Below are 21,844 nucleotides of genomic sequence, written 5' to 3' on the forward strand. Positions count from 1 at the left end.
TGTCCATAAATTGACACAATTTCCTAACTGTTTCATAATATTAGAATAGAAAAAACAAGCAGGTATCAGTGTTACCTTGCCTGGGTTACAATGTTAAGGAGGATTTATACATAATGGTCAAACGCAGTAGAATTGTGGCCTTTTTGTTATTGCTGCTTCTTTTTGCAAGTACAATTGGGACAACTACAAATAGTATTTTAAAAAATATAAAACTAGGATTGGACCTTCAAGGAGGATTTGAAGTTCTCTACGAAGTGGAACCTGCTAAAAAAGGCCAAGAAATTGACCAGGAAGTTTTAAATAGTACGGTAGAGGCATTAGATAATCGAATTAACGTACTTGGGGTAAGTGAGCCGGTCATTCAAATTGAAGGTGATAATCGCATTCGTGTTCAGCTTGCCGGTGTATCTGACCAGGACCAAGCTCGTGAAATTCTTTCGACAGAGGCGAATTTAACGTTCCGAAATGCTAATGATGAAATCATGATGGATGGTACGGATTTAGTTGAGGGTGGTGCGAAGCAAACCTTTGATGAAAACAACCAACCGAGCATCTCTTTACAGTTAAAGAGTGCGGATAAATTTCGAGAAGTGACACAAGAAATTGTTGGAATGGCTCCTCAAAATCAATTAATTATCTGGTTAGATTTTGAAGAAGGGGAAGATTCTTACCAAGCAGAAATTGCCAAGGAAGAACCAAAATTTCTGTCCAATCCAAATGTAAATCAAGTGTTTAATCAAGATACCGTTTCCATTGTCGGAAATTTTGAATTAGAAGAAGCAAAGACGTTGGCTTCTTTGTTAAATGCGGGAGCACTTCCTGTTCAGCTTACCGAAGTGTATTCAACCTCTGTTGGTGCTCAATTTGGGGAAGAAGCACTAAATGAGACGGTGTTTGCTGGAATCGTAGGAATTAGTGTCATCTTCTTATTCATGCTTTTCTATTATCGTTTCCCTGGATTTATTGCTGTTATTACACTCTCTCTTTATATTTACCTAATTCTCCTGATCTTCGATTGGATGAATGGAGTGTTAACACTACCAGGAATAGCAGCTTTAATCCTCGGGGTGGGTATGGCTGTAGATGCGAACATCATTACGTATGAGAGAATTAAGGAAGAACTAAAGGTTGGAAGAACGGTTAAGTCGGCTTATGAAGTGGGTAGTAAAGGTGCGTTTTGGACTATTTTTGACTCGAACATCACGACCATTATTGCCGCTGGAGTACTATTTTTCTATGGAACAAGCTCTGTTAAAGGGTTTGCAACGATGTTAATTATCTCGATTTTAGGAAGCTTTATTACGGCTGTTTTTGCATCTCGTCTATTGCTAGGTTTGTGGGTGAAAAGCGGTTTCCTAAGTAAGCGCCCTACTTGGCTTGGTGTAAGAAAGAAAGATATGAAAGATATTTCTGAAGGTTATGATGCCATTGATTTACCTACAAGATTCGATCGATGGGATTTTGTGAAAAATCATAAAATCATCTTTACTATTTCAGGTGTATTATTCTCAGTCGGACTGGTCGTTCTAATCTTGTTTAAGCTCAATCTAGGAATTGATTTTGCAAGTGGAACGAGGGTGGAAGTACCGTCCGATAAACCAATTGAAATTGAACAGTTAAAACAAGAGTTTGCGAAATTTGATCTTGAAGCTGAAAATATTGTCATGTCTGGAGACAATAATGACGTTGCCGTGGTTCGCTTTTTAGGTGTATTACCAAAGGAAGAAATTGCTGAGCTTAAAGCACACTTTAAAGAATTATACGGTTCAGATCCTAATATCAGCACGGTTTCCCCAGTGGTTGGAAAAGAGTTAGCTAAAAATGCAATGATTGCTGTAGCGATAGCATCCATTGGAATTATTCTCTATGTATCGATTCGTTTTGAGTGGAGAATGGCTCTTGCTGCAATTGTCGCACTCTTACATGATGTTTTCTTCATTATTGTTTTGTTTAGTTTTACAAGACTAGAGGTAGATTTAACGTTTATCGCAGCCGTCTTAACCATTGTCGGTTACTCAATCAATGACACAATCGTAACATTTGACCGAATGAGAGAAAACTTGGCTAAGAAAAAGAGAATTAAAACTTATGAAGAACTTGCTGACGTTGTAAATAGTAGTTTACGTCAAACATTAGGAAGATCAGTAAATACGGTCTTAACTGTAGTTATTGCCGTTGTTGCTTTACTGCTATTTGGAAGTTCCTCCATTCTTAATTTCTCTTTAGCGTTGCTAATCGGACTAGTTGTTGGTGTATACTCCTCTATTTTTATCGCTGCTCAACTATGGCTAGTGATGAAAGCAAAAGAACTTAAGCAAAAGGGAGTTCTAATAACTGAAAAAGTAAAAAGAGAAAGAACAGACGAGCCACAGGTTTAATTCTAGAACCACAGGGAATATTTCTCTGTGGTTTCTCTTTTTGAAAAGGATTTTTTGGTTACACTAATTGGTAGTGAATGGGTTGAAGGAGAGTTAAGTATTGGAAAATCAAGAGCGATTTAAAAAAGCCGAATTTGTAGCAATTATTGGGATTATTGGGAATTTAATTTTAGCTGTTTTGAAATGGGTAATTGGTGTGTATGCAAACAGTCGGGCTTTAGTTGCTGACGCTGTTAATTCGGCTTCAGATGTGGCGGGCTCTTTAGCTGTTTTTATAGGATTGCGTGCTGCTAAACAACCACCAGATGAAGATCATCCATATGGACACGGCAAGGCGGAGTCGATCGCAGCCATTATTGTGGCCGTTTTATTGGTTTTAGTTGGGTTTGAGATTGGAAAATCCTCCTTTCAAGCGTTTTTCGAGCCGATTGAAGCCCCTAAACTAATTGCTCTTGTGGCAGTGATTGTATCAATTGCCATTAAAGAGACCATGTACCGTTATACCTTCTCGATGGGGAAGAAGTTAAACAGTGATGCCTTAATTGTAACTGCTTATGATCACAGGTCAGATGTGTATTCGTCTTTAGCTGCGTTGGTGGGGATTGGGTGTGCGATTTTAGGGGAAAAGCTTGCTATTGGCTGGCTCGTATATGCAGATCCGGTAGCAGGGTTATTTGTATCTATTCTTATATTAAAATTAGCATGGAAACTGGGGAGTGAATCGATTCACAATGCCCTTGATCATGTTCTACATGAAGAGGATACGATAGAACTTCGAAAGATTGTTGAAAGCATATCAGAGGTTAAAAAGATTGATGAACTACACGCAAGGGAACACGGTCACTATGTGATTATTGATTTGAAAATATCTGTCGATCCTTATATAACAGTCGAAGAAGGGCACCGGGTTGGGAAAAAGGTAAAGCAAAAACTTATGGAAGAAAGACATGTTGAAAATGTGTTTGTACATATCAATCCTTACAATCCAGATAATAGTGACATTACCTATGATTAAATGAAGAGTCTGCTTAAAAAAGCGGGCTTTTTTATTTACTAACTGGGGAAACCATTCCATTGAAACAGTAGACCGCCTAAAGTATAATAGAAAAGCTAAGGGGTGAAGGAATGTTAAAGCCAAAATCACGCTGGAGTGTTCAACAGCATAAAAGTGAAGACGATGTGAAAGAGCTTTGTAGCGAATTAAAGATATCTCCTCTTGTCGCTTCTTTGCTTGTACGAAGAGGATTTAATACAGCATCTCTAGCTAAAAAATTTTTGTATGAACATGAGGAACAATGTCATGATCCATATCTATTAACAGGGATGGACATTGCGGTTAATAGAATTCATCAAGCAATTGAAAACCAAGAACCGATATTGATTTTTGGTGATTATGATGCCGATGGTGTAACGAGTACATCTGTCATGATGCTTACATTAAAAGAACTAGGTGCAATTGTCGACTTTTATATTCCCAATCGTTTTACAGAAGGGTACGGTCCAAACGAACCCGCTTTTCGTCATGCTCACGAAAGTGGAGTGAAACTAATAATCACTGTGGATACCGGTATTTCAGCTGTACATGAGGCAAGTGTCTTAAAGAATCTTGGTGTGGATTTGATTATTACCGACCATCATGAACCAGGTCCAATCCTCCCTGAAGCACTAGCAATTATTCATCCAAAGCTACCGGGAAGTAATTACCCTTTTAAAGAATTAGCTGGGGTAGGAGTAGCATTTAAGCTTTCACAGGCCTTACTAGGTCAACTTCCTGAACATTTACTTGAATTTGTAGCGATTGGAACGATTGCTGACCTTGTCCCTTTGGTTGATGAAAATCGCTATCTAGTAAAAAGAGGGTTAAAAAAAATAAGAAGCAGTAGTAGATCAGGGATCAAGGCCCTTTGTAAACAAGCTGGTATCGAACAACAAACCATAGATGAGGAAACGATTGGTTTTACAATAGGACCTCGAATCAATGCAGTAGGTCGGTTAGACTCAGCTGATCCAGCTGTTCACTTACTTTTAACTGAAGACTTGGATGAAGCGGAAATGCTCGCAGAGGAAATCGATTCGTACAATAAGGAACGACAACGAATTGTATCAAGCATTGCAGATGAAGCGATTCAACAAGTAAATGATTTCTATCCTATTGGGGAGAATTCTGTAATTGTTGTTGGACAAGAAGGCTGGAATGCAGGAGTTGTTGGGATTGTTGCATCTAGATTAGTAGAAGCATTTTACCGACCTACGATTGTGTTAAGCTTTGATCGAGAGAAAGGTATTGCTAAAGGCTCAGCTAGAAGCATTGAAGGATTTGATTTATTTAAGAATCTTTCCACATGTCGAGAGATTCTACCACATTTTGGTGGACATCCTATGGCGGCAGGTATGACGCTAAAACTTGAGGACGTGGATGAATTAAGATCCAGATTAAATGAGCTCGCAGTAAATCAACTGTCTGAGGAAGATTTCATCCCAATCACGGTAGTTGATTTAGAAATGTCAATTAAAGATGTTCAGCTAAATGCTTTAGAGGAGCTACAACTTCTTGCACCATTTGGGACGAGCAATAAAAAACCAAAGATTTTGGTGAGAGATGCGAATATAACGCAAATTAAGAAAATCGGTGCTAATCAAAGCCATTTAAAACTAACATTAGAACATGAAGGCTCCATCCTGGACGGAATCGGTTTTCATCTAGGTGAAAAGGTAGATCATATATCGCCACAATCGAAGCTCTCAGTCGTAGGTGAATTGTCTATAAATGAATGGAATAATATAAGGAAGCCCCAAATCTTTTTACATGATCTGGCTATAAATGAATGGCAATTATTTGATTATCGTGGAATAAAGCAGGTTGGTAAGGTTAAGGAAATGGTTCCTACTAGCAAGTGGATTAGCTTTAATAACGAGATTTCAGAGAATATAAAACAGGCACTTTCGGATCGATTACATCTTATTGATACGGTTGAGCAAGCTAGAAATATGGTTATAGATGATCAGTATGTGGTTTTATATGATCTGCCAACATCGAAGGAATTATTGACTTCATTACTGAATGGAAAGAAACCTGCTAGAATTTATGCGCATTTTTACAAAGAGGAAAGTGAATTTTTCAGTACGATCCCAACAAGAGATCATTTCAAATGGTATTATGCGTTTTTATCAAAAAAGGCACCTTTCGATTTGGAAAAGTACGGTGATGATTTAGCAAAATACCGTGGCTGGTCTAGAGAAACAATTGATTTTATGTCACAGGTGTTTTTTGAACTGGATTTTGTTAAAATAAACAATGGATTTATTACACTTAACACTAGCAGTCATAAACGAGATCTAACGAGCTCTAAAACATATCAGAAAAAACAAGAAGATTTAGCGCTTGAACAAGAATTATTATATTCCTCCTATCAGGTACTTCACTCCTGGTTGGATGAATGTATTCGAGGCTCGGTGGAAATTGAGGAGGAAGTAAAGTAATGGATTTAAAGAAATATGTAACGATTGTAGAAGATTGGCCAAAGCCAGGAATTAAGTTTAAAGATATTACAACATTAATGGATAACGGTGAAGCGTACCGTTACGCAACCGATCGTATTGTAGATTATGCAAAAGAAAGAAATATTGATATCGTAGTAGGTCCAGAAGCTCGTGGTTTTATTATCGGATGTCCAGTGGCATATTCTTTAGGGGTAGGATTCGCTCCAGTTAGAAAAGAAGGGAAACTACCAAGAGAAACCGTAAAAGTGAACTACGGCCTTGAATATGGTAGTGACGTTTTAACGATCCATAAGGATGCAATTAAACCGGGGCAACGTGTATTAATCACGGATGATTTGCTGGCAACTGGTGGAACGATTGATGCAACAATTAAACTTGTAGAGCAATTAGGCGGAGTTGTTGCAGGAATTGCCTTCTTAATTGAGCTATCCTATTTAGATGGAAGAGATAAATTAGATGGATATGATATCTTAACTTTAATGGAATACTAAAATAGACAAAAAAGCGCAGCAATCGTTGCGCTTTTTTTCATTTATTTTGATTGGAAATGACATGATTCGACATTATTTTTAATTTTCCCAGAAAAATAACAGGCTTTCCCTTTACATATTGAGTTTTTTTTTCGATAATAGTAACAATATTAGTTTTATTATGATAAAAAATATATTCCTCACATTCATGGGGTAACATAGAAAGTTAAAGGTGATTATATGGCGAATGATCAAGTGTTGACCGCCGAACAAGTCATCGATCGAACGAAGAAATATTTAAATGATGAAAATGCAGCATATGTGAAAAGGGCATATGAATTCGCAAAGCATGCTCATCGTGAACAATATCGTAAATCAGGTGAACCGTACATTATTCATCCCATACAAGTTGCAGGAATATTGGCTGACTTGGAAATGGACCCAGCTACGGTTGCTTCGGGTTTTCTTCATGACGTCGTTGAGGACACAGATGTAACGATTGAAGATATGGCAAAGGAATTTGGCGAAGAAGTGGCCATGCTTGTCGACGGTGTTACTAAACTCGGGAAGATTAAGTATAAATCTCATGAAGAACAGCAGGCAGAAAATCATCGAAAAATGTTCGTAGCAATGGCGCAAGACATTCGGGTTATCTTAATTAAATTAGCTGACCGACTCCATAATATGCGTACGTTAAAGCATTTACCAGTCGAGAAGCAAAGACGTATATCAAATGAAACATTAGAAATTTTCGCACCATTAGCACATCGATTAGGGATTTCTAAAATTAAATGGGAACTTGAGGATACCGCACTACGTTACTTAAATCCTCAGCAGTATTACCGGATTGTAAATTTAATGAAGAAAAAGCGTGCAGAACGTGAGCAATACTTAGACGATGTTATTAAGGAAATGCGAGTGAGCCTGGATGAAGTTTTGATAAAAGCAGAAATCTCTGGGCGTCCTAAACATATTTATAGCATTTATCGAAAAATGGCGATTCAAAACAAGCAGTTTAACGAAATATATGATTTGCTTGCAATAAGAATCGTCGTAAATTCGATAAAAGATTGTTATGCAGTGTTAGGAATCATTCATACTTGTTGGAAGCCAATGCCTGGACGATTTAAAGATTATATTGCCATGCCTAAACCAAATATGTACCAATCTCTTCATACGACCGTTATTGGACCAAAAGGTGATCCATTAGAGGTTCAGATTCGTACTTTTGATATGCATGAGATTGCTGAATTTGGGATTGCTGCACACTGGGCGTATAAAGAAGGGAAATCAGCTAATGAAGGATCTTCTCTTGAAGAAAAATTAACATGGTTTAGAGAAATATTAGAATTCCAAGATGATACAGCAAATGCTGAGGAGTTTATGGAATCCTTAAAAATTGATTTATTTTCTGATATGGTGTTTGTGTTTACGCCAAAAGGAGATGTATTTGAGCTACCTTCTGGTTCTGTACCAATTGATTTTGCTTATCGTGTCCATTCTGAAATCGGTAATAAAACAATTGGTGCTAAGGTGAACGGTAAGATGGTTACCCTTGATTACAAGTTGAAAACAGGGGATATTATCGAGATTTTAACTTCAAAGCATTCATACGGCCCTAGTCAAGACTGGTTAAAGTTAGCTCAAACGTCACAAGCCAAAAATAAAATTCGTCAATTCTTTAAGAAGCAACGTAAGGATGAAAACGTTGAAAAGGGTCGCGAGCAGGTTGAGAGAGAAATACGAAGCATGGATTTTGATGTGAAGGAAATCTTAACGCCTGAAAATGTGAAAAGAGTTAGTGAGAAGTTTAACTTTTTCCATGAAGATGACTTGTATGCGGCCGTTGGATATAACGGGATCACTGCTCTTCAAGTAGCCAATCGCTTGACTGAGAAATGGAGAAAGAAACGAGATCTTGAGCAGGTAAGCACGATTTCAAATGCAGTGTCAGAATTAAAGTCATTCCCTTCAACGAAAAAGAGGGAATCAGGTGTGAGGGTGACGGGAATTGATAATCTTCTCATACGGCTCTCTAGATGCTGCAGTCCTGTTCCAGGAGACGAGATTGTTGGCTTTATCACGAAAGGTCGCGGTGTCTCTGTCCATCGTGCGGATTGTTCAAACATCGATACTGAGGATGCAAAGGCTAGACTGATTCCTGTTGAATGGGAAACAGGCTTAAATAATAAAAAGGAATATAACGTGGATATTGAAATCAGTGGGTACGACCGCCGCGGATTATTAAATGAAGTTCTACAGGCTGTGAATGAAACGAAAACAAACATATCAGCGGTTTCCGGAAAGTCTGACCGAAATAAGATGGCAACCATCAATATGTCTATTGCTATTAATAATGTAAGTCATTTACAAAAGGTCGTGGAACGTATTAAGCAAATTCCTGATATATATTCTGTTCGCAGAGTAATGAATTAGAAAGTTAAGGAGTTTACTCTTATGAGAGTGGTTGTTCAAAGAAGCAAAGAAGCTAGCGTGACAGTAGATGGTCAAACGATAGGGGAAATTACCAAAGGATTTGTTCTGCTTGTTGGTATTACACACAGTGACACAATGGAAGATGCAAAGTATGTTGCAGAGAAAATTGTCAATCTTCGTGTGTTTGAGGATCAGGAAGGGAAAATGAATTTATCCTTGTCTCAAGTGGAAGGTGAAATTTTGTCAATCTCTCAATTCACCTTATACGGTGATTGTCGTAAAGGGAGAAGACCTAACTTCATGGAGGCCGCTCACCCCGATCATGCTAGTGTGATATACGATCAATTTAATCAATTGTTACGGGAGCAAGGTGTTAAGGTTGAAACAGGTCAATTTGGAGCAATGATGGACGTAGCACTTATTAACGACGGCCCGGTGACACTGATCATTGAGAGCAAGTAAAAAAGCGAGTTCAATTGAACTCGCTTTTTTTATTTAAGTCTCTTTTCTTAAGAAAAGAGACTGCTAACTAAATTCTAGCGCAAAATGGCTATTTCCGCGTTAAAATCGCCTTTAAGATTTTAACAACAATATCTTTATAAAAAAGTCTTATTTAAAGTATTTTGCCAACCCTTGATATATTCCAGTGGCTGCATTTGCTTGATAGCTCTCTGAATTGACTAATGTTTCTTCCGCAGAATTACTTAAATAGCCTAATTCTAAAAGTACAGATGCCCGTTTATTTTCTCTTAACACATGATAATCACCATAGCGAACACCACGATCTTTTAGCTTGGTGAAACTAGCAACCTCTTTGCCTACAGCAGTAGCCAAACTTTGCTGATAGTTATGATAATAATAAGAGGTCATCCCTCGAACCGAGGAGTCGAGAATGCTATCATAATGAATCGAAATGAACGCATCAGCCGCATATGTATGTGACATACCAACGCGAGAGCTTAGCGATAAATACGAATCTGTGTTTCGAGTCATAACTACGTTGGCTCCTGCTGTTTTTAATTTATCGTACAATAGTTGAGCAGTTTTCAACGTCAAGTTCTTTTCATAACTGCCCTTAATACCAGTCGCTCCTGTATCTCGACCACCATGACCAGGGTCAATGACAATAACTTTATTTTTTAAGTATTGTTCTGCACCAGGTCTCTCAATTTGCTGAGAGGCTCCACTTGCTGTTACAAGCCATCCCGCTACAAATCCTTTTGATCCATTTTTTAATTGAATTTCGTACCAGTCATTTTGCACAGAAAAAACAGTAAAAGCTTCACCGGCATTTGCTCTACTAATGACGGAACTGTTGGTTGTAGCCGACTTTCGGATATTTGTTCCGTTATAGAGGATTGTTACGGTACTATTTTCTTCAACATCCACCTTAGTGGTTGTTGAAGACTGTTCTTTTGAAAGGTACCAACTAGCTACCCAACCTAATTGCCCGTTTTTTAGCTTAATTTTAGCCCAATTATTTTCTTCAGCTAAAATATCAAATACTTGTCCTTTTGAAACCGTTCCTACGATTTTGCCACTTAGAGAACCAGTGCTTCGAACATTCAGAGTAGTTGCCGTAATCGTCCCAATCAACCCACTTGAAGAATTCGTGGTTGTTGGATTTGGAACGGAAGGCTGAGAAGAAGTAGAGTTAACTTCTACAAATTCTTTACTAATCCAGGCTGCTTGTCCATTATATAGTATTTTTACCCACTTGTTTTCCACACTTTGGATTGTAACCGTGCTACCCTTTTGAAGCTTTCCAAGGATTGTACCTGATGTGGAAGCGGTAGAACGAACATTTAGATTGTTTGTGGTTACCTTTCCGGTCTGCTGACTACTGCTAGAGCCTCCTGTATCAGATTTTATCTCTTGGATAAATTCAGCTGCTACCCATCCTGTTACACTAGTGGTTTTAATTTGATGCCAGTTTGATTCTGTTTTGATAATTGTAACGGTAGCACCTTGAGATAAAGATGATACTACCTTATAAGAGGTGCTTGGACCTGAACGCACACGGAGTTGATTCGCTGTTACAATTCCACTCTTTGACGACGAAACTTCATTTGCAGAATGTTTTTTAACAAGCCAAGCGGCTACCCATCCCTTTTTTCCAGAGGAATTTAAGGATACTTGAATCCAGTCTGATTTTTCCTCTATTACAGAAAAACGGTCCCCGCGTTTTACCACCTCAATGACTTTATAACTAAGTCCTGGTCCTTCTCTGACATTTAAAGTGTCAGTTGTTATTTCAATGGTTGACCCTTCGGCAAATGCTGAGTCGGGTTTATTGGGGAATGGACTGCATAAAAGAAGAAATGTCAGAAAAAACAATATGTATTTATTTTTGTACAAGTGTGAATCTCCCTCCCTGATAAGTGGTATGTAAGGGTATTGATGTAATAGTTTTATGTGCCAACCTCTATAATAAAGGAAGAATTTACATATGTTAATACGATGCGAATAATTTTTCCCTATAAATTAATGAACAATGTTATTTAGCTGAAACTTTTTCTTAAAAAAGGGACAAACTAAAGGGGAGATAATAGACGGGGTGATAACATATGAGATATAGTGATAAGGCGTTTTCTACTCATGATGGAGATAACCAAATTTTTGGTGTCGATTTTCATGATTTTATTCAAAAAGAAAAAAACTCAAATATGGTAGAATTAGCAAGTGAGTTTGGTCTATCAATCCGAGATGTGAAAAAGCTGAAAAAAAGATTAGAGAGATCGTAAGTTTTGTAATATATCTTGACATTCTGAATACTCGAACGTAATATATAAACTAATATTAAAAGACGAATAACCGTTTGATGGAGCAAAGTAGTTAACTCCCACGTGAAAAGAGAGGAAATGTCGATAGGCTGAAAGCATTTCCGCATTGTGGCTTAATGAAAGAACACTCCGTAGGCTTCACTTCGAACAATCATATGATTTAGTAGGAGAGGAACGTTGACAGGCGTTAACTGTAAAAGTGGAAGTGGCTTTTTTTAGCTGCTTCAATTAGGGTGGCACCACGGGATATTAACTCTCGTCCCTTGTATGTAATAGTACAAGGGACGGGAGTTTTTTGCATTCTTACGATTATATTTACATAAAAAGATAGCTAGGAGGGGTTCCAAATGGCGTTAAAGCTACCAAGAGGAACACAAGATATTCTCCCAGGAGAAGTTGAAAAATGGCAATTTATTGAAACGGTTGCGAGAGATTTATGCGAGAGATTTCAATATAAAGAGATTCGTACACCGATCTTTGAACATACAGAAGTGTTTACCAAGGGTGTAGGCGATACAACGGATATTGTTCAGAAGGAAATGTATACGTTTGAGGACCGTGGTGGAAGAAGTTTAACTCTACGTCCAGAGGGAACAGCAGCTGCGGTACGATCTTTTGTCGAACATAAAATGTTTGGTTACGCTAACCAACCAGTGAAAATTTTCTACATGGGGCCGATGTTCCGTTATGAAAGACCACAGGCGGGGAGATACCGTCAATTTGTCCAGTTTGGTGTGGAAGCGCTTGGCAGTGCAGATCCCGCTATTGATGCAGAGGTAATTGCTCTTGCTATGAGCATTTATCAATCTTTAGGCTTGAAGAAGCTAAAGCTAATTATTAATAGCCTTGGTGACAAGGAAAGTAGAAACGCTCACAGAGATGCCTTAATCAATCATTTTTCACCAAGAATTGATGAGTTTTGTGGGGATTGTAAATCAAGATTAGAAAAAAATCCTCTGCGAATCCTTGACTGTAAGAAGGATCGTGACCATGAGCTTATGTCATCAGCGCCATCCATCCTACAATATTTAAATGATGATTCTAAAAAATATTTTGATAAAGTTCAACAATATTTAACTGACCTTGGGATTGATTTTGAAGTCGATCCGAATCTAGTAAGGGGCCTAGACTACTACAATCAAACGGCTTTCGAAATAATGAGTGATGCTGAAGGGTTTGGAGCCATTACGACTCTTTGTGGCGGGGGACGTTACAATGGGCTTGTAGAAGAAAGTGGTGGACCAGAAACTCCAGGTATTGGCTTTGCACTTAGCATTGAACGCTGTTTGGCAGCACTTCATGCGGAAGGAATTGAACTTCCAGTGACAGAGGGAATTGATTGTTTTCTTGCTTCATTAGGTGAGGCAGCCAAGGACTATACTGTAAAGCTTTTACATGAACTGCGTAAAGCAGGTTATTCTGCGGAACGAGATTATCTTGATCGAAAAATCAAAGCTCAGTTGAAGACAGCGGATCGCTTGCAAGCCAAGTATGTAGCAGTCCTAGGAGACGATGAACTTCAAGCGAATAAAATCAGCGTGAAGGACATGGAAAGTGGAAATCAAATTGAAGTACCGTTAGATACATTTATGGAAGAATTTTCAGCAATTTATAAAAAAGGGAGATAGGAACATGTACGGTAGAACGTATTTTTGTGGAGAGGTAACAGAACAGCATATTGGAGAAAATATTACGTTAAAGGGATGGGTGCAAAGACGTCGCGATTTGGGTGGATTAATTTTTATTGACTTGCGTGACCGTACTGGAATAATCCAAGTGGTGTTTAATCCAGAGGTTTCACCAGAAGCTCTAGCTCTAGCAGAAAAAATTCGAAATGAATACGTTTTGGATATAGTTGGGACAGTTATTGGGAGAGAAGCCGGTACGATAAATGAAAACCTCCAAACAGGACGAATTGAAGTACAAGCAAAGCAGGTTACAATTATTAACGAGGCCAAAACACCTCCATTTACAATTGCAGACCAAACGGATGTATCCGAGGATGTTCGCTTGAAATATCGATACCTGGATCTTAGAAGACCAGCTATGTTTGAGACATTTAAAATGCGTCATCAAGTAACTCAAATTATTCGCAACTTCCTTGATCGTGAAGGATTCTTGGATGTAGAAACTCCCATTCTAACTAAAAGTACACCAGAGGGTGCACGTGATTATTTAGTACCTAGTCGTGTTCATCCAGGTGAATTTTATGCCTTACCGCAATCACCGCAAATATTTAAACAACTTCTTATGGTGGGTGGTTTTGAAAGGTATTATCAAATTGCAAGATGCTTCCGTGATGAAGACCTTCGTGCAGACAGGCAGCCTGAATTTACACAAATAGATATTGAAACGAGCTTTATGAGTCAAGATGATATCATTTCATTGATGGAAGACATGATGAGCGAAATGATGTCAAAGGTAAAGGGATTGAAAGTGGAAATACCGTTTGCCCGCATGCCTTATCAAGAGGCAATGGCACGTTTTGGCTCCGACAAGCCAGACACTCGTTTTGGCATGGAACTAGTGGATCTTTCAGAAATCGTGAAGAATTCTAGCTTTAAGGTTTTTGCAGGAGCGGTTTCATCAGGTGGCCAAGTAAAGGCGATTAATGTGAAGCAGGCAGCGACCAAGTATTCTCGTAAAGATATCGATGCATTAACTGAATTTGTAGCGGTGTATGGAGCAAAAGGTTTGGCTTGGTTAAAAGCGGAAGAGGATGGAATAAAAGGACCAATCTCTAAATTTATAACTGAAGAAGAAGAGGCGGCTTTAACGTCTGCGTTATCAATTGAAGCGGGTGACTTACTCCTTTTTGTAGCTGATAAAAAGAGAGTGGTGGCTGATGCATTAGGTGCTCTTCGATTAAAACTTGGAAAAGAGCTTGAATTAATCGATCAAAGCAAATTCAACTTCTTATGGATTACCGATTGGCCATTACTTGAGTATGATGAGGCAGATGGACGTTATTATGCGGCTCACCATCCATTTACAATGCCAGTGAGAGAGGACCTTCACTTATTAGACGAAAATCCAGGTCTTGTTCGAGCACAGGCGTATGATCTTGTACTCAATGGCTATGAGCTTGGGGGTGGATCGCTGCGTATTTTCGAAAGAGATGTTCAGGAAAAAATGTTCAGTATTTTAGGATTCTCTCCAGAGGAAGCGAGAGCTCAGTTCGGTTTCTTGCTTGAAGCCTTTGAATACGGAACACCTCCTCATGGTGGAATTGCTCTTGGGCTAGACAGACTCATCATGCTTCTAGCAGGCAGAACCAATTTAAGAGATACAATTGCGTTTCCAAAAACTGCTAGTGCAAGCTGTTTATTAACAGATGCTCCGGGTGAAGTGAGCGAGGCGCAGCTTTCAGACCTTCATCTGTCATTAAAACGTAATATTTCTGTACAATAGAGTCATCTTGAAACTTATATAAAGGTATGATATAGTTTAATCAAACATAAGAATCCTGATGTGTTCGTGGTATTACCTAAAGTTTTGACCAACAGCTTTACTACGGGAGTTTGAGTTTTCGAGTGGCGTAAATGCCTTTGGCTTAGGACTTACAAAAGCTTGGAACAGAACACCCACCTGCTTATGCGGGATCAAAACGAAGGCATCGAGCGACGGCACGATTGGGATTCTTACTTTATTTACATAACCTTAAACCCTTATGCTACTATCAGCATAGGGGTTTTTTGATGGTCTTTATGTATCTATCCTAGACTTGTTTTTGTTTGTGAGTATGGTATAGTCATATCGAGAAAAATAAGTTAAGTAATCAACTACATAAATATAGATGCTGGAGTGATGAAGATGTTGCACCAATTTTCCCGCAATGAACTTGCGATTGGAAAGGAAGGAATTGATACATTAAAAGGGAGTACAGTTGCTGTATTAGGAATCGGCGGAGTAGGCTCGTTCTCTGCCGAGGCACTAGCGCGGTCTGGGGTGGGGCGTCTCATTTTAATTGATAAAGATGATGTTGATATAACAAATGTGAATCGTCAAATCATTGCCTTACTTTCCACAGTGGGTAGACCTAAAGCCGATTTGATGAAGGAACGCATAATGGATATCAATCCTGAATGTGAAGTCATTTCATTAAAGATGTTTTATACAGAGGAGACGTATGAAGAAATCTTTCAATACGGACTTGATTTTGTAGTGGATGCTTCAGATACTATTTCGTATAAAATTCATCTAATGAAAGAATGCTTAAAGCGAAATATACCAATGATCTCAAGTATGGGAGCCGCTAATAAAATGGATCCTACTCGTTTCCAAATTGCGGATATTTCAAAAACACATACGGATCCGATTGCAAAGGTCATTCGTACACGGTTACGTAAAGAAGGTATAAGAAAAGGGATACCAGTAGTTTTTTCAGATGAAAGCCCGATCGTCATTCGCGAGGATGTTCGAAAAGTAGTTGGGAAAGAGAATGCAGAGATAAGAAAGGCAAAGATGCCACCTTCTTCGAATGCCTTCGTGCCATCTGTTGCCGGTCTTATTATGGCAAGCTATGTCATCCGTGAGCTATTAAAAGACATAAAAATTTCTACGGTTAAAGATAGTAAATAGAGGAGAAAAAACGGACAAGCACACGCCTTGTCCGTTAATTTTTCATCAGCTTTTCATAGATGGAAGCGAGTGCTTGCTCAAACTTTCCGGTATTTTTGGGCTTATAATAAACCTTCTTTTTTAGTTTGTCAGGTAAGTACTGCTGTTTAACCCACCCGTTTTCATAATCATGTGGATATAAGTAATCGATCCCTCTTCCAAGGGAGGCGGCTCCTTTATAATGGGCATCCTTCAAATGTAGTGGCACTTCACCGCTTAGACCAGCTTCAATATCAGCAATTGCGAGGTCTAATGCTTTATAGGCAGAATTAGACTTAGGAGAAAGGCATAGCTCAATAACAGCGTTAGCTAGCGGAATCCGCGCTTCAGGAAATCCTAGACGTTCGGCTGTTTCGATGGCGGCCAGTGTTCTCGCACCTGCCTGAGGATTGGCAAGGCCTATGTCTTCATAGGCAATAACGATTAATCTTCTACTTATGCTAACTAAATCACCTGCGACAATGAGTCTCCCTAAATAATGAAGTGCTGCATTTACATCACTGCCTCGTATTGATTTTTGGAAAGCAGAAAGAACATCGTAATGTGCATCCCCATCACGGTCATGTGAAAAGCTCTTCATTTGTAAGCATTCCTCAGCTATATCAAGAGTAATGGTAATGACTCCAAACTCATCAGGTTCCGTAGAAATAATGGCTAGTTCAAGTGCATTGAGAGAACTCCTTACATCGCCATTTGAAGCATTTGCAAAATGTTCTTTTGCTTGGTTTGATATGTGAACGTTATAATTTCCCAATCCCCGGTCTTTATCATGTAAGGCATGGTTAATCGCTATTATTATTTCATCAGTTGTTAATGGCTTTAGCTCAAAGATTTGACAACGACTTCGAATCGCTGGATTAATGGCATGAAACGGATTGCTTGTCGTTGCTCCAATTAGGACAATGGCTCCATTTTCTAAATGTGGAAGAAGAAAATCTTGCTTTGCTTTATCTAGACGGTGGACCTCATCCAGTAAAAGAATCACTTTACCGGACATTTTTGCTTCTGCAGCAACTACCTCGAGGTCTTTTTTGTTATTTGTCACCGCATTTAAGGTACGGAAGGCATATTTTGTACTACCTGCAATCGCACTAGCAATGGATGTTTTTCCAACACCAGGTGGTCCATAAAGAATCATGGACGAAAGCTGTTTTGCTTTAACCATACGCTGAATAATCTTTCCTTCACCGACTAGATGCTGCTGACCAACAATCTCATCAATCGTTCTTGGTCGCATTCGGAAGGCGAGTGGCTTTTCGTTCATATTCATCGCTCCGTTTATCGTTTTACCTAAAGGTAACATACGTTCGTGTTATTTGCATACTATTATGCTATAATGTCAAATGTCTATCAAATAAGTCAGGATTTTGTTAAGATTTACAAGAAACCATTTTGTTTAAGGAATTGATTGGGTAATGGGTTTTAAAAAGACAGGACAAGTGGCTCCAAGATTTTTTATTTATTTTGTAGGTTTATTAATTATGTCCCTTGGAATTGTATTATTAATAAAGGCGGATGTTGGCGCTACTCCTTGGGATGTTCTCCATGTGGGGCTTCATTACCAATATGGGCTAACGATTGGTACATGGTCAATTTTCGTTGGGATAGCGATCTTAAGTTTAGCGACCATTATTTCTAAGGAATTTCCGAAAATCGGTGCGTTTTTAAATATGGTATTAGTTGGCATTTTTATTGATATGTATTTTCTTCTTCCGATTATTCAAACACCCGATGACTGGGTTGGGAAATCGTTGATGTTTACCGCTGGTCTACTATTAAATGGGTACGGAATGGGATTATATATTTCGGGTTCCTTTGGTGCTGGACCAAGAGACAGTCTAATGATTGCTTTAACGGAAAGAACAGGGTGGAAGGTTACATATGTCCGGGCTTGTATTGAAATTATTGCACTGATTGTTGGGTGGCAACTCGGTGGGCCAGTATTTGTTGGTACCGTCGTGTACAGCTTTGTAATTGGTCCTATTGTTGGCATTGCGTTGCCACAATGCCAAAGGCTGACCGATCATTTCCTTAGTAAATTACAATCTGCTAAAAGAATGACTGATCATACAAAAGAAGATATTAGTAATCGAGGTGCTAGTTTATGAAAATATCTACAAAAGGTCGCTATGGATTAACAATCATGATCGAACTCGCCAAAAAACATGGCGAAGGACCAACATCGCTTAAAACAATTGCTCAAGCAAATGATTTATCTGAGCATTATTTAGAGCAATTAATTGCTCCTCTTAGAAACGCTGGATTTGTTAAGAGCATTCGTGGGGCCTATGGTGGTTATGTGTTAGCAAAGGGACCAACAGAAATTAGCGCAGGGGATATTATCCGTGTGTTAGAAGGTCCGATTAGTCCCGTCGAAGGGATTGAGGATGAAGAGCCTGCAAAGCGTGCATTATGGATGAGAATTCGTGATGCTGTGAAAGGTGTTTTAGATAATACAACACTAGAAGATTTAGCAAATCACACAGATGACGGAGAGTCAGATTCCTATATGTTTTACATATAGGAGAAAAGGTAAAGATAGTTTCAGGTGGATATTTATAAGTAGGTGAACATGTTGAATCATATATATTTGGATCATGCAGCAACGGCTCCAGTTCATACGGATGTCATTGATACGATGGCATTGGTGATGAAAGAGCAATTTGGGAATCCGTCTAGTATTCATTCATTTGGAAGGTCCGCAAGAGCTATAGTAGACGAGTCTCGTTCAAAAATTGCGAAGAGCATTGGAGCAAAACAAGAAGAGATCATTTTTACAAGTGGAGGTACCGAGAGTGATAATCTTGCCATTTTAGGAGTGGCGAAATCTTATCAAAAGAATGGTAACCATATTATTACTACCATGATCGAACATCATGCCGTTTTACACGCTTGTAAAAATCTTGAAAAAGAAGGTTTTGAAGTAACCTACTTACCAGTTGATGAACATGGGCTAATTTCAATCGAAGACTTTAAGAAAGAACTTCGAGATGAAACGATTCTCGTAACCATTATGTACGGAAATAACGAAGTGGGAGCGGTACAACCGGTTAAAGAAATTGCCATGTTATTAGAAGATCACCAAGCGAAATTTCATACAGATGCCGTTCAAGCCTATGGTTTAACTGATTTGGACGTAGCTGAACTTGGCGTAGACTTGTTATCCGTCTCAGCGCATAAAATTAATGGACCTAAAGGGATTGGATTCCTATATGTGAAGCAAAATACGGCATTAACGCCTCTTTCCTTTGGGGGAGAACAGGAACGAAAAAGACGTGCAGGAACAGAGAACGTAGCGTCAATCGCTGGTTTTGCTAAAGCAGTTGAAATAGCTTCGATTGAGAGAGCTGAAAAGGTTGAGCAATATCTCATGTTTAAAAAGTTGCTGCTTGAATCTCTTCAATCAAAGGATATTACATTCTCAGTAAACGGATTGCTTGAAAATTCCCTCCCACATGTACTAAACTTAAGCTTTCCAGGCACAGATGTCGAATCAATGCTTGTGAATCTGGATATGGAAGGTGTGGCTGTATCGAGTGGTTCTGCGTGTACTGCAGGTTCGATTGATCCTTCTCATGTTTTAGTGGCAATGTTTGGTCAAGAATCAGAGCGAGTGAGAAACTCCATCCGATTTAGCTTTGGCCTTTATAATACAAAAGAGCAGGTCGAACATTCAGCTGAAGTTACAGCGAAAATAGTAAGTAGGCTGACAAGATAGGACCTGCGAATGAGGTGAAGAAAGTGAAAAAAGACAACAAGGACATACGTGTTGTCGTAGGTATGTCTGGGGGAGTAGATTCATCTGTAGCTGCCTTGCTCTTAAAAGAACAAGGGTATGATGTGATTGGAATTTTTATGAAAAACTGGGATGATACCGATGAGTTCGGTGTTTGTACGGCTACCGAAGATTATGAGGATGTTATTCGAGTTTGCAATCAAATCGGTATACCTTATTATGCAGTGAATTTTGAAAAACAATATTGGGACAAAGTATTTACTTACTTCCTAGAAGAATATAAAGCAGGTAGAACACCAAATCCCGATGTGATGTGTAACAAGGAAATTAAGTTTAAAGCATTTTTAGAGCATGCTATGAAGCTAGGTGCGGACTATTTAGCAACTGGGCATTACGCAAGAGTTGAATACCGCGATGGGGAATACAAAATGCTTCGTGGATTAGATGAAAACAAGGATCAAACGTATTTTTTAAACCAACTTTCGCAAAACCAACTTGAAAAAGTGATGTTTCCAATAGGCGATATTGAAAAAGCGAAGGTAAGAGAGATTGCTCAGGATGCTAACTTAGCAACTGCGACCAAAAAGGACAGTACGGGAATCTGCTTTATTGGGGAGCGTAATTTCAAAGAATTTCTAAGCAATTACTTGCCAGCTCAACCCGGGAATATGGAAACACTTGAGGGAGAGATTGTTGGTAAGCATGATGGATTAATGTACTATACAATCGGTCAGAGACATGGCTTAGGAATCGGTGGTGCTGGCGACCCTTGGTTTGTCATCGGTAAAGACCTTGAGCGCAATGTATTGTTTGTAGGACAAGCATTTCATAATGATAAATTGTACTCTGATTCAATCATTGCTGTTGATGTTAGCTGGGTTACTGGCAAGGAAGTGATGCAGACTTTCGAGTGTACGGCTAAGTTCCGCTACCGTCAACCTGATAACAAAGTAACTGTTCATAAATTAGAAGATGGGACCGTAAAGGTGATATTTGCTGAGCCAATCCGGGCTATAACACCTGGTCAATCGGTTGTCTTTTATCAAGGTGATGAATGCCTTGGCGGAGGAACCATTGACAAAGTATTCCGTGACGAAAAGCAATTAACTTATGTAGGGTAAGGAGGAAACCTCGATTCATATGGTCGAGGTTTTCGTATGTATAAAAAGGACAAAACTAGATGAAAAGAAGTTATAATAATAAAAGAAAATAAATAATGGAGCGTGTACTTATGGATAAAAATGAAAAAGGGATTCAATTGATGAAGGAGGGAAAGTGGGAAGAAGCTGCTGGATTGTTTATGAAGGCAATTGAGGATAATCCGAATGATGCGGTATCGTATATAAATTTCGGAAACGTATTATCGGCAGTTGGAGAAAATGAGAAGGCACTCAAATTTTTTCAGAAGGCGATAGAAATCGATGAGAATGCGGCAACAGCATATTATAATGCTGGTAACCTATATTTCGAAAATGAGCAATTAGATGAAGCAAAAAATATGTTTGAACTGGCAATGAGAAAGGGACTTCATTCTAGTGATAATTATTTTATGCTTGGATTTACCCTTATTCAGCTAGATCAGCCCAAGCTTGCCTTACCTTATTTGCAAAGAAGTGTGGAGCTAAATGGAGATGATGCAGAAGCTCGTTTTCAATTTGGATTATGTCTAGCTAATCAAGAATTACTTGACGAGGCAATCAAGCAATTTATCGCATGTGTAGAATTAGATCCGGCACATGCTGATGCTTATTATAATCTTGGTGTTGCATATGGATTTAAGGAAGATGGAAAAAAAGCACTTGATATGTTTGATAAAGCATTGGAATTACAACCTGATCATCTGCTAGCAGGTTACGGGAAGAAATTAATCGAAAAAGAGTAATCACCATTCGTAGCGGATTTTTTGTAAGGAGGGGAGTT

At 38.8% G+C, this 21,844-nt stretch carries 17 protein-coding genes, 1 other RNA gene and 1 other annotated feature; of the genes, 16 read left to right on the forward strand and 2 right to left on the reverse strand.

Translation table 11 applies throughout. The features are described from left to right. The first annotated feature begins 113 nt into the window (after nucleotides 1-113). The 6 genes from secDF (at nucleotide 114) to dtd (ending at nucleotide 9,247) form a co-directional block, all read left to right on the forward strand. Nucleotides 114-2,378: a protein translocase subunit SecDF gene (secDF, locus tag ACVBAX_RS00925; RefSeq protein ID WP_447115547.1), complete on the forward strand. Its 2,265-nt coding sequence runs from the start codon at nucleotides 114-116 to the stop codon at nucleotides 2,376-2,378. 100 nt (nucleotides 2,379-2,478) lie between these two features. Further along, the gene (locus tag ACVBAX_RS00930; protein WP_447115548.1) at nucleotides 2,479-3,393 is read left to right on the forward strand and encodes a cation diffusion facilitator family transporter; all 915 of its coding nucleotides are present in this window, start codon (nucleotides 2,479-2,481) and stop codon (nucleotides 3,391-3,393) included. 110 nt (nucleotides 3,394-3,503) lie between these two features. Continuing rightward, a complete protein-coding gene (gene recJ / locus ACVBAX_RS00935) occupies nucleotides 3,504-5,858 on the forward strand; it encodes a single-stranded-DNA-specific exonuclease RecJ (protein WP_447115549.1) in 2,355 nt (784 codons plus the stop codon). Beyond that, entirely contained in the window at nucleotides 5,858-6,370 is a 513-nt protein-coding gene (locus ACVBAX_RS00940; RefSeq protein WP_430774765.1) for an adenine phosphoribosyltransferase, read from the forward strand. The genes recJ and ACVBAX_RS00940 overlap by 1 nt, the downstream gene beginning before the upstream one ends. Nucleotides 6,371-6,589: 219 nt before the next feature. Beyond that, nucleotides 6,590-8,785 (forward strand): RelA/SpoT family protein, encoded by a 2,196-nt coding sequence (locus ACVBAX_RS00945; protein ID WP_430774766.1) that lies wholly within the window; start codon nucleotides 6,590-6,592, stop codon nucleotides 8,783-8,785. Between the two features lie 21 nt (nucleotides 8,786-8,806). Next, nucleotides 8,807-9,247, forward strand: a complete 441-nt coding sequence (gene dtd, locus ACVBAX_RS00950; protein WP_447115550.1) for a D-aminoacyl-tRNA deacylase — start codon at nucleotides 8,807-8,809, stop codon at nucleotides 9,245-9,247. A gap of 147 nt (nucleotides 9,248-9,394) precedes the next feature. Here dtd and ACVBAX_RS00955 read toward each other — a convergent pair whose 3' ends face one another. Further along, complete coding sequence (locus tag ACVBAX_RS00955) at nucleotides 9,395-11,143, reverse strand: SH3 domain-containing protein (protein WP_447115551.1); 1,749 nt, start codon at nucleotides 11,141-11,143, stop codon at nucleotides 9,395-9,397. A gap of 209 nt (nucleotides 11,144-11,352) precedes the next feature. Here ACVBAX_RS00955 and ACVBAX_RS00960 point away from each other — a divergent pair, with 209 nt between their 5' ends. The 5 genes from ACVBAX_RS00960 to ACVBAX_RS00980 all read left to right on the forward strand — a co-directional run bounded on the left by ACVBAX_RS00960 (nucleotide 11,353) and on the right by ACVBAX_RS00980 (nucleotide 16,149). Next, nucleotides 11,353-11,529: a hypothetical protein gene (locus ACVBAX_RS00960; RefSeq protein WP_162927792.1), complete on the forward strand. Its 177-nt coding sequence runs from the start codon at nucleotides 11,353-11,355 to the stop codon at nucleotides 11,527-11,529. A 64-nt stretch (nucleotides 11,530-11,593) separates the two neighbouring features. Next, nucleotides 11,594-11,835 (forward strand) — a binding site (T-box leader). Between the two features lie 80 nt (nucleotides 11,836-11,915). Then, nucleotides 11,916-13,196, forward strand: a complete 1,281-nt coding sequence (gene hisS / locus ACVBAX_RS00965; RefSeq protein ID WP_430774769.1) for a histidine--tRNA ligase — start codon at nucleotides 11,916-11,918, stop codon at nucleotides 13,194-13,196. Between the two features lie 4 nt (nucleotides 13,197-13,200). Continuing rightward, the gene (gene aspS / locus ACVBAX_RS00970; RefSeq protein ID WP_447115552.1) at nucleotides 13,201-14,979 is read left to right on the forward strand and encodes an aspartate--tRNA ligase; all 1,779 of its coding nucleotides are present in this window, start codon (nucleotides 13,201-13,203) and stop codon (nucleotides 14,977-14,979) included. A 49-nt stretch (nucleotides 14,980-15,028) separates the two neighbouring features. After that, nucleotides 15,029-15,211: non-coding RNA, 6S RNA (gene ssrS / locus ACVBAX_RS00975), on the forward strand. Between the two features lie 170 nt (nucleotides 15,212-15,381). Then, nucleotides 15,382-16,149, forward strand: a complete 768-nt coding sequence (locus ACVBAX_RS00980; RefSeq protein ID WP_447115553.1) for a tRNA threonylcarbamoyladenosine dehydratase — start codon at nucleotides 15,382-15,384, stop codon at nucleotides 16,147-16,149. A 34-nt stretch (nucleotides 16,150-16,183) separates the two neighbouring features. On the opposite strand, the gene ACVBAX_RS00985 is transcribed toward ACVBAX_RS00980, so the two are convergent. Then, entirely contained in the window at nucleotides 16,184-17,452 is a 1,269-nt protein-coding gene (locus tag ACVBAX_RS00985) for a replication-associated recombination protein A (RefSeq protein WP_447115554.1), read from the reverse strand. Nucleotides 17,453-17,603: 151 nt separating this feature from the next. On the opposite strand from ACVBAX_RS00985, the gene ACVBAX_RS00990 reads away from it, so the two are divergent. The 5 genes from ACVBAX_RS00990 to ACVBAX_RS01010 all read left to right on the forward strand — a co-directional run bounded on the left by ACVBAX_RS00990 (nucleotide 17,604) and on the right by ACVBAX_RS01010 (nucleotide 21,806). Beyond that, nucleotides 17,604-18,296, forward strand: coding sequence for a YczE/YyaS/YitT family protein (locus ACVBAX_RS00990; protein ID WP_447115555.1), 693 nt, complete (start codon nucleotides 17,604-17,606; stop codon nucleotides 18,294-18,296). Continuing rightward, nucleotides 18,293-18,712, forward strand: coding sequence for a cysteine metabolism transcriptional regulator CymR (gene cymR, locus ACVBAX_RS00995; protein ID WP_119709230.1), 420 nt, complete (start codon nucleotides 18,293-18,295; stop codon nucleotides 18,710-18,712). The genes ACVBAX_RS00990 and cymR overlap by 4 nt, the downstream gene beginning before the upstream one ends. A gap of 51 nt (nucleotides 18,713-18,763) precedes the next feature. Then, entirely contained in the window at nucleotides 18,764-19,906 is a 1,143-nt protein-coding gene (locus ACVBAX_RS01000; RefSeq protein WP_447116007.1) for a cysteine desulfurase family protein, read from the forward strand. Between the two features lie 23 nt (nucleotides 19,907-19,929). Then, a complete protein-coding gene (gene mnmA, locus ACVBAX_RS01005) occupies nucleotides 19,930-21,045 on the forward strand; it encodes a tRNA 2-thiouridine(34) synthase MnmA (RefSeq protein ID WP_447115556.1) in 1,116 nt (371 codons plus the stop codon). 110 nt (nucleotides 21,046-21,155) lie between these two features. After that, nucleotides 21,156-21,806: a tetratricopeptide repeat protein gene (locus tag ACVBAX_RS01010; RefSeq protein ID WP_430774775.1), complete on the forward strand. Its 651-nt coding sequence runs from the start codon at nucleotides 21,156-21,158 to the stop codon at nucleotides 21,804-21,806. The last annotated feature ends 38 nt before the right edge of the window (nucleotides 21,807-21,844 follow it).

This window comes from Robertmurraya sp. GLU-23 (genome assembly GCF_052983275.1).

What these genes read in the sequence shown, in the direction of transcription:
- dtd (WP_447115550.1), top strand. Translation starts at nt 8,807, where the DNA reads ATGAGAGTGGTTGTTCAAAGAAGCAAAGAAGCTAGCGTGACAGTAGAT.
- ACVBAX_RS00990 (WP_447115555.1), top strand. Translation starts at nt 17,604, where the DNA reads ATGGGTTTTAAAAAGACAGGACAAGTGGCTCCAAGATTTTTTATTTAT.
- cymR (WP_119709230.1), top strand. Translation starts at nt 18,293, where the DNA reads ATGAAAATATCTACAAAAGGTCGCTATGGATTAACAATCATGATCGAA.
- ACVBAX_RS00940 (WP_430774765.1), top strand. Translation starts at nt 5,858, where the DNA reads ATGGATTTAAAGAAATATGTAACGATTGTAGAAGATTGGCCAAAGCCA.
- ACVBAX_RS01010 (WP_430774775.1), top strand. Translation starts at nt 21,156, where the DNA reads ATGGATAAAAATGAAAAAGGGATTCAATTGATGAAGGAGGGAAAGTGG.
- ACVBAX_RS00980 (WP_447115553.1), top strand. Translation starts at nt 15,382, where the DNA reads ATGTTGCACCAATTTTCCCGCAATGAACTTGCGATTGGAAAGGAAGGA.
- hisS (WP_430774769.1), top strand. Translation starts at nt 11,916, where the DNA reads ATGGCGTTAAAGCTACCAAGAGGAACACAAGATATTCTCCCAGGAGAA.
- ACVBAX_RS00985 (WP_447115554.1), bottom strand. Translation starts at nt 17,452, where the DNA reads ATGAACGAAAAGCCACTCGCCTTCCGAATGCGACCAAGAACGATTGAT.
- recJ (WP_447115549.1), top strand. Translation starts at nt 3,504, where the DNA reads ATGTTAAAGCCAAAATCACGCTGGAGTGTTCAACAGCATAAAAGTGAA.
- secDF (WP_447115547.1), top strand. Translation starts at nt 114, where the DNA reads ATGGTCAAACGCAGTAGAATTGTGGCCTTTTTGTTATTGCTGCTTCTT.
- ACVBAX_RS00945 (WP_430774766.1), top strand. Translation starts at nt 6,590, where the DNA reads ATGGCGAATGATCAAGTGTTGACCGCCGAACAAGTCATCGATCGAACG.
- aspS (WP_447115552.1), top strand. Translation starts at nt 13,201, where the DNA reads ATGTACGGTAGAACGTATTTTTGTGGAGAGGTAACAGAACAGCATATT.
- ACVBAX_RS00960 (WP_162927792.1), top strand. Translation starts at nt 11,353, where the DNA reads ATGAGATATAGTGATAAGGCGTTTTCTACTCATGATGGAGATAACCAA.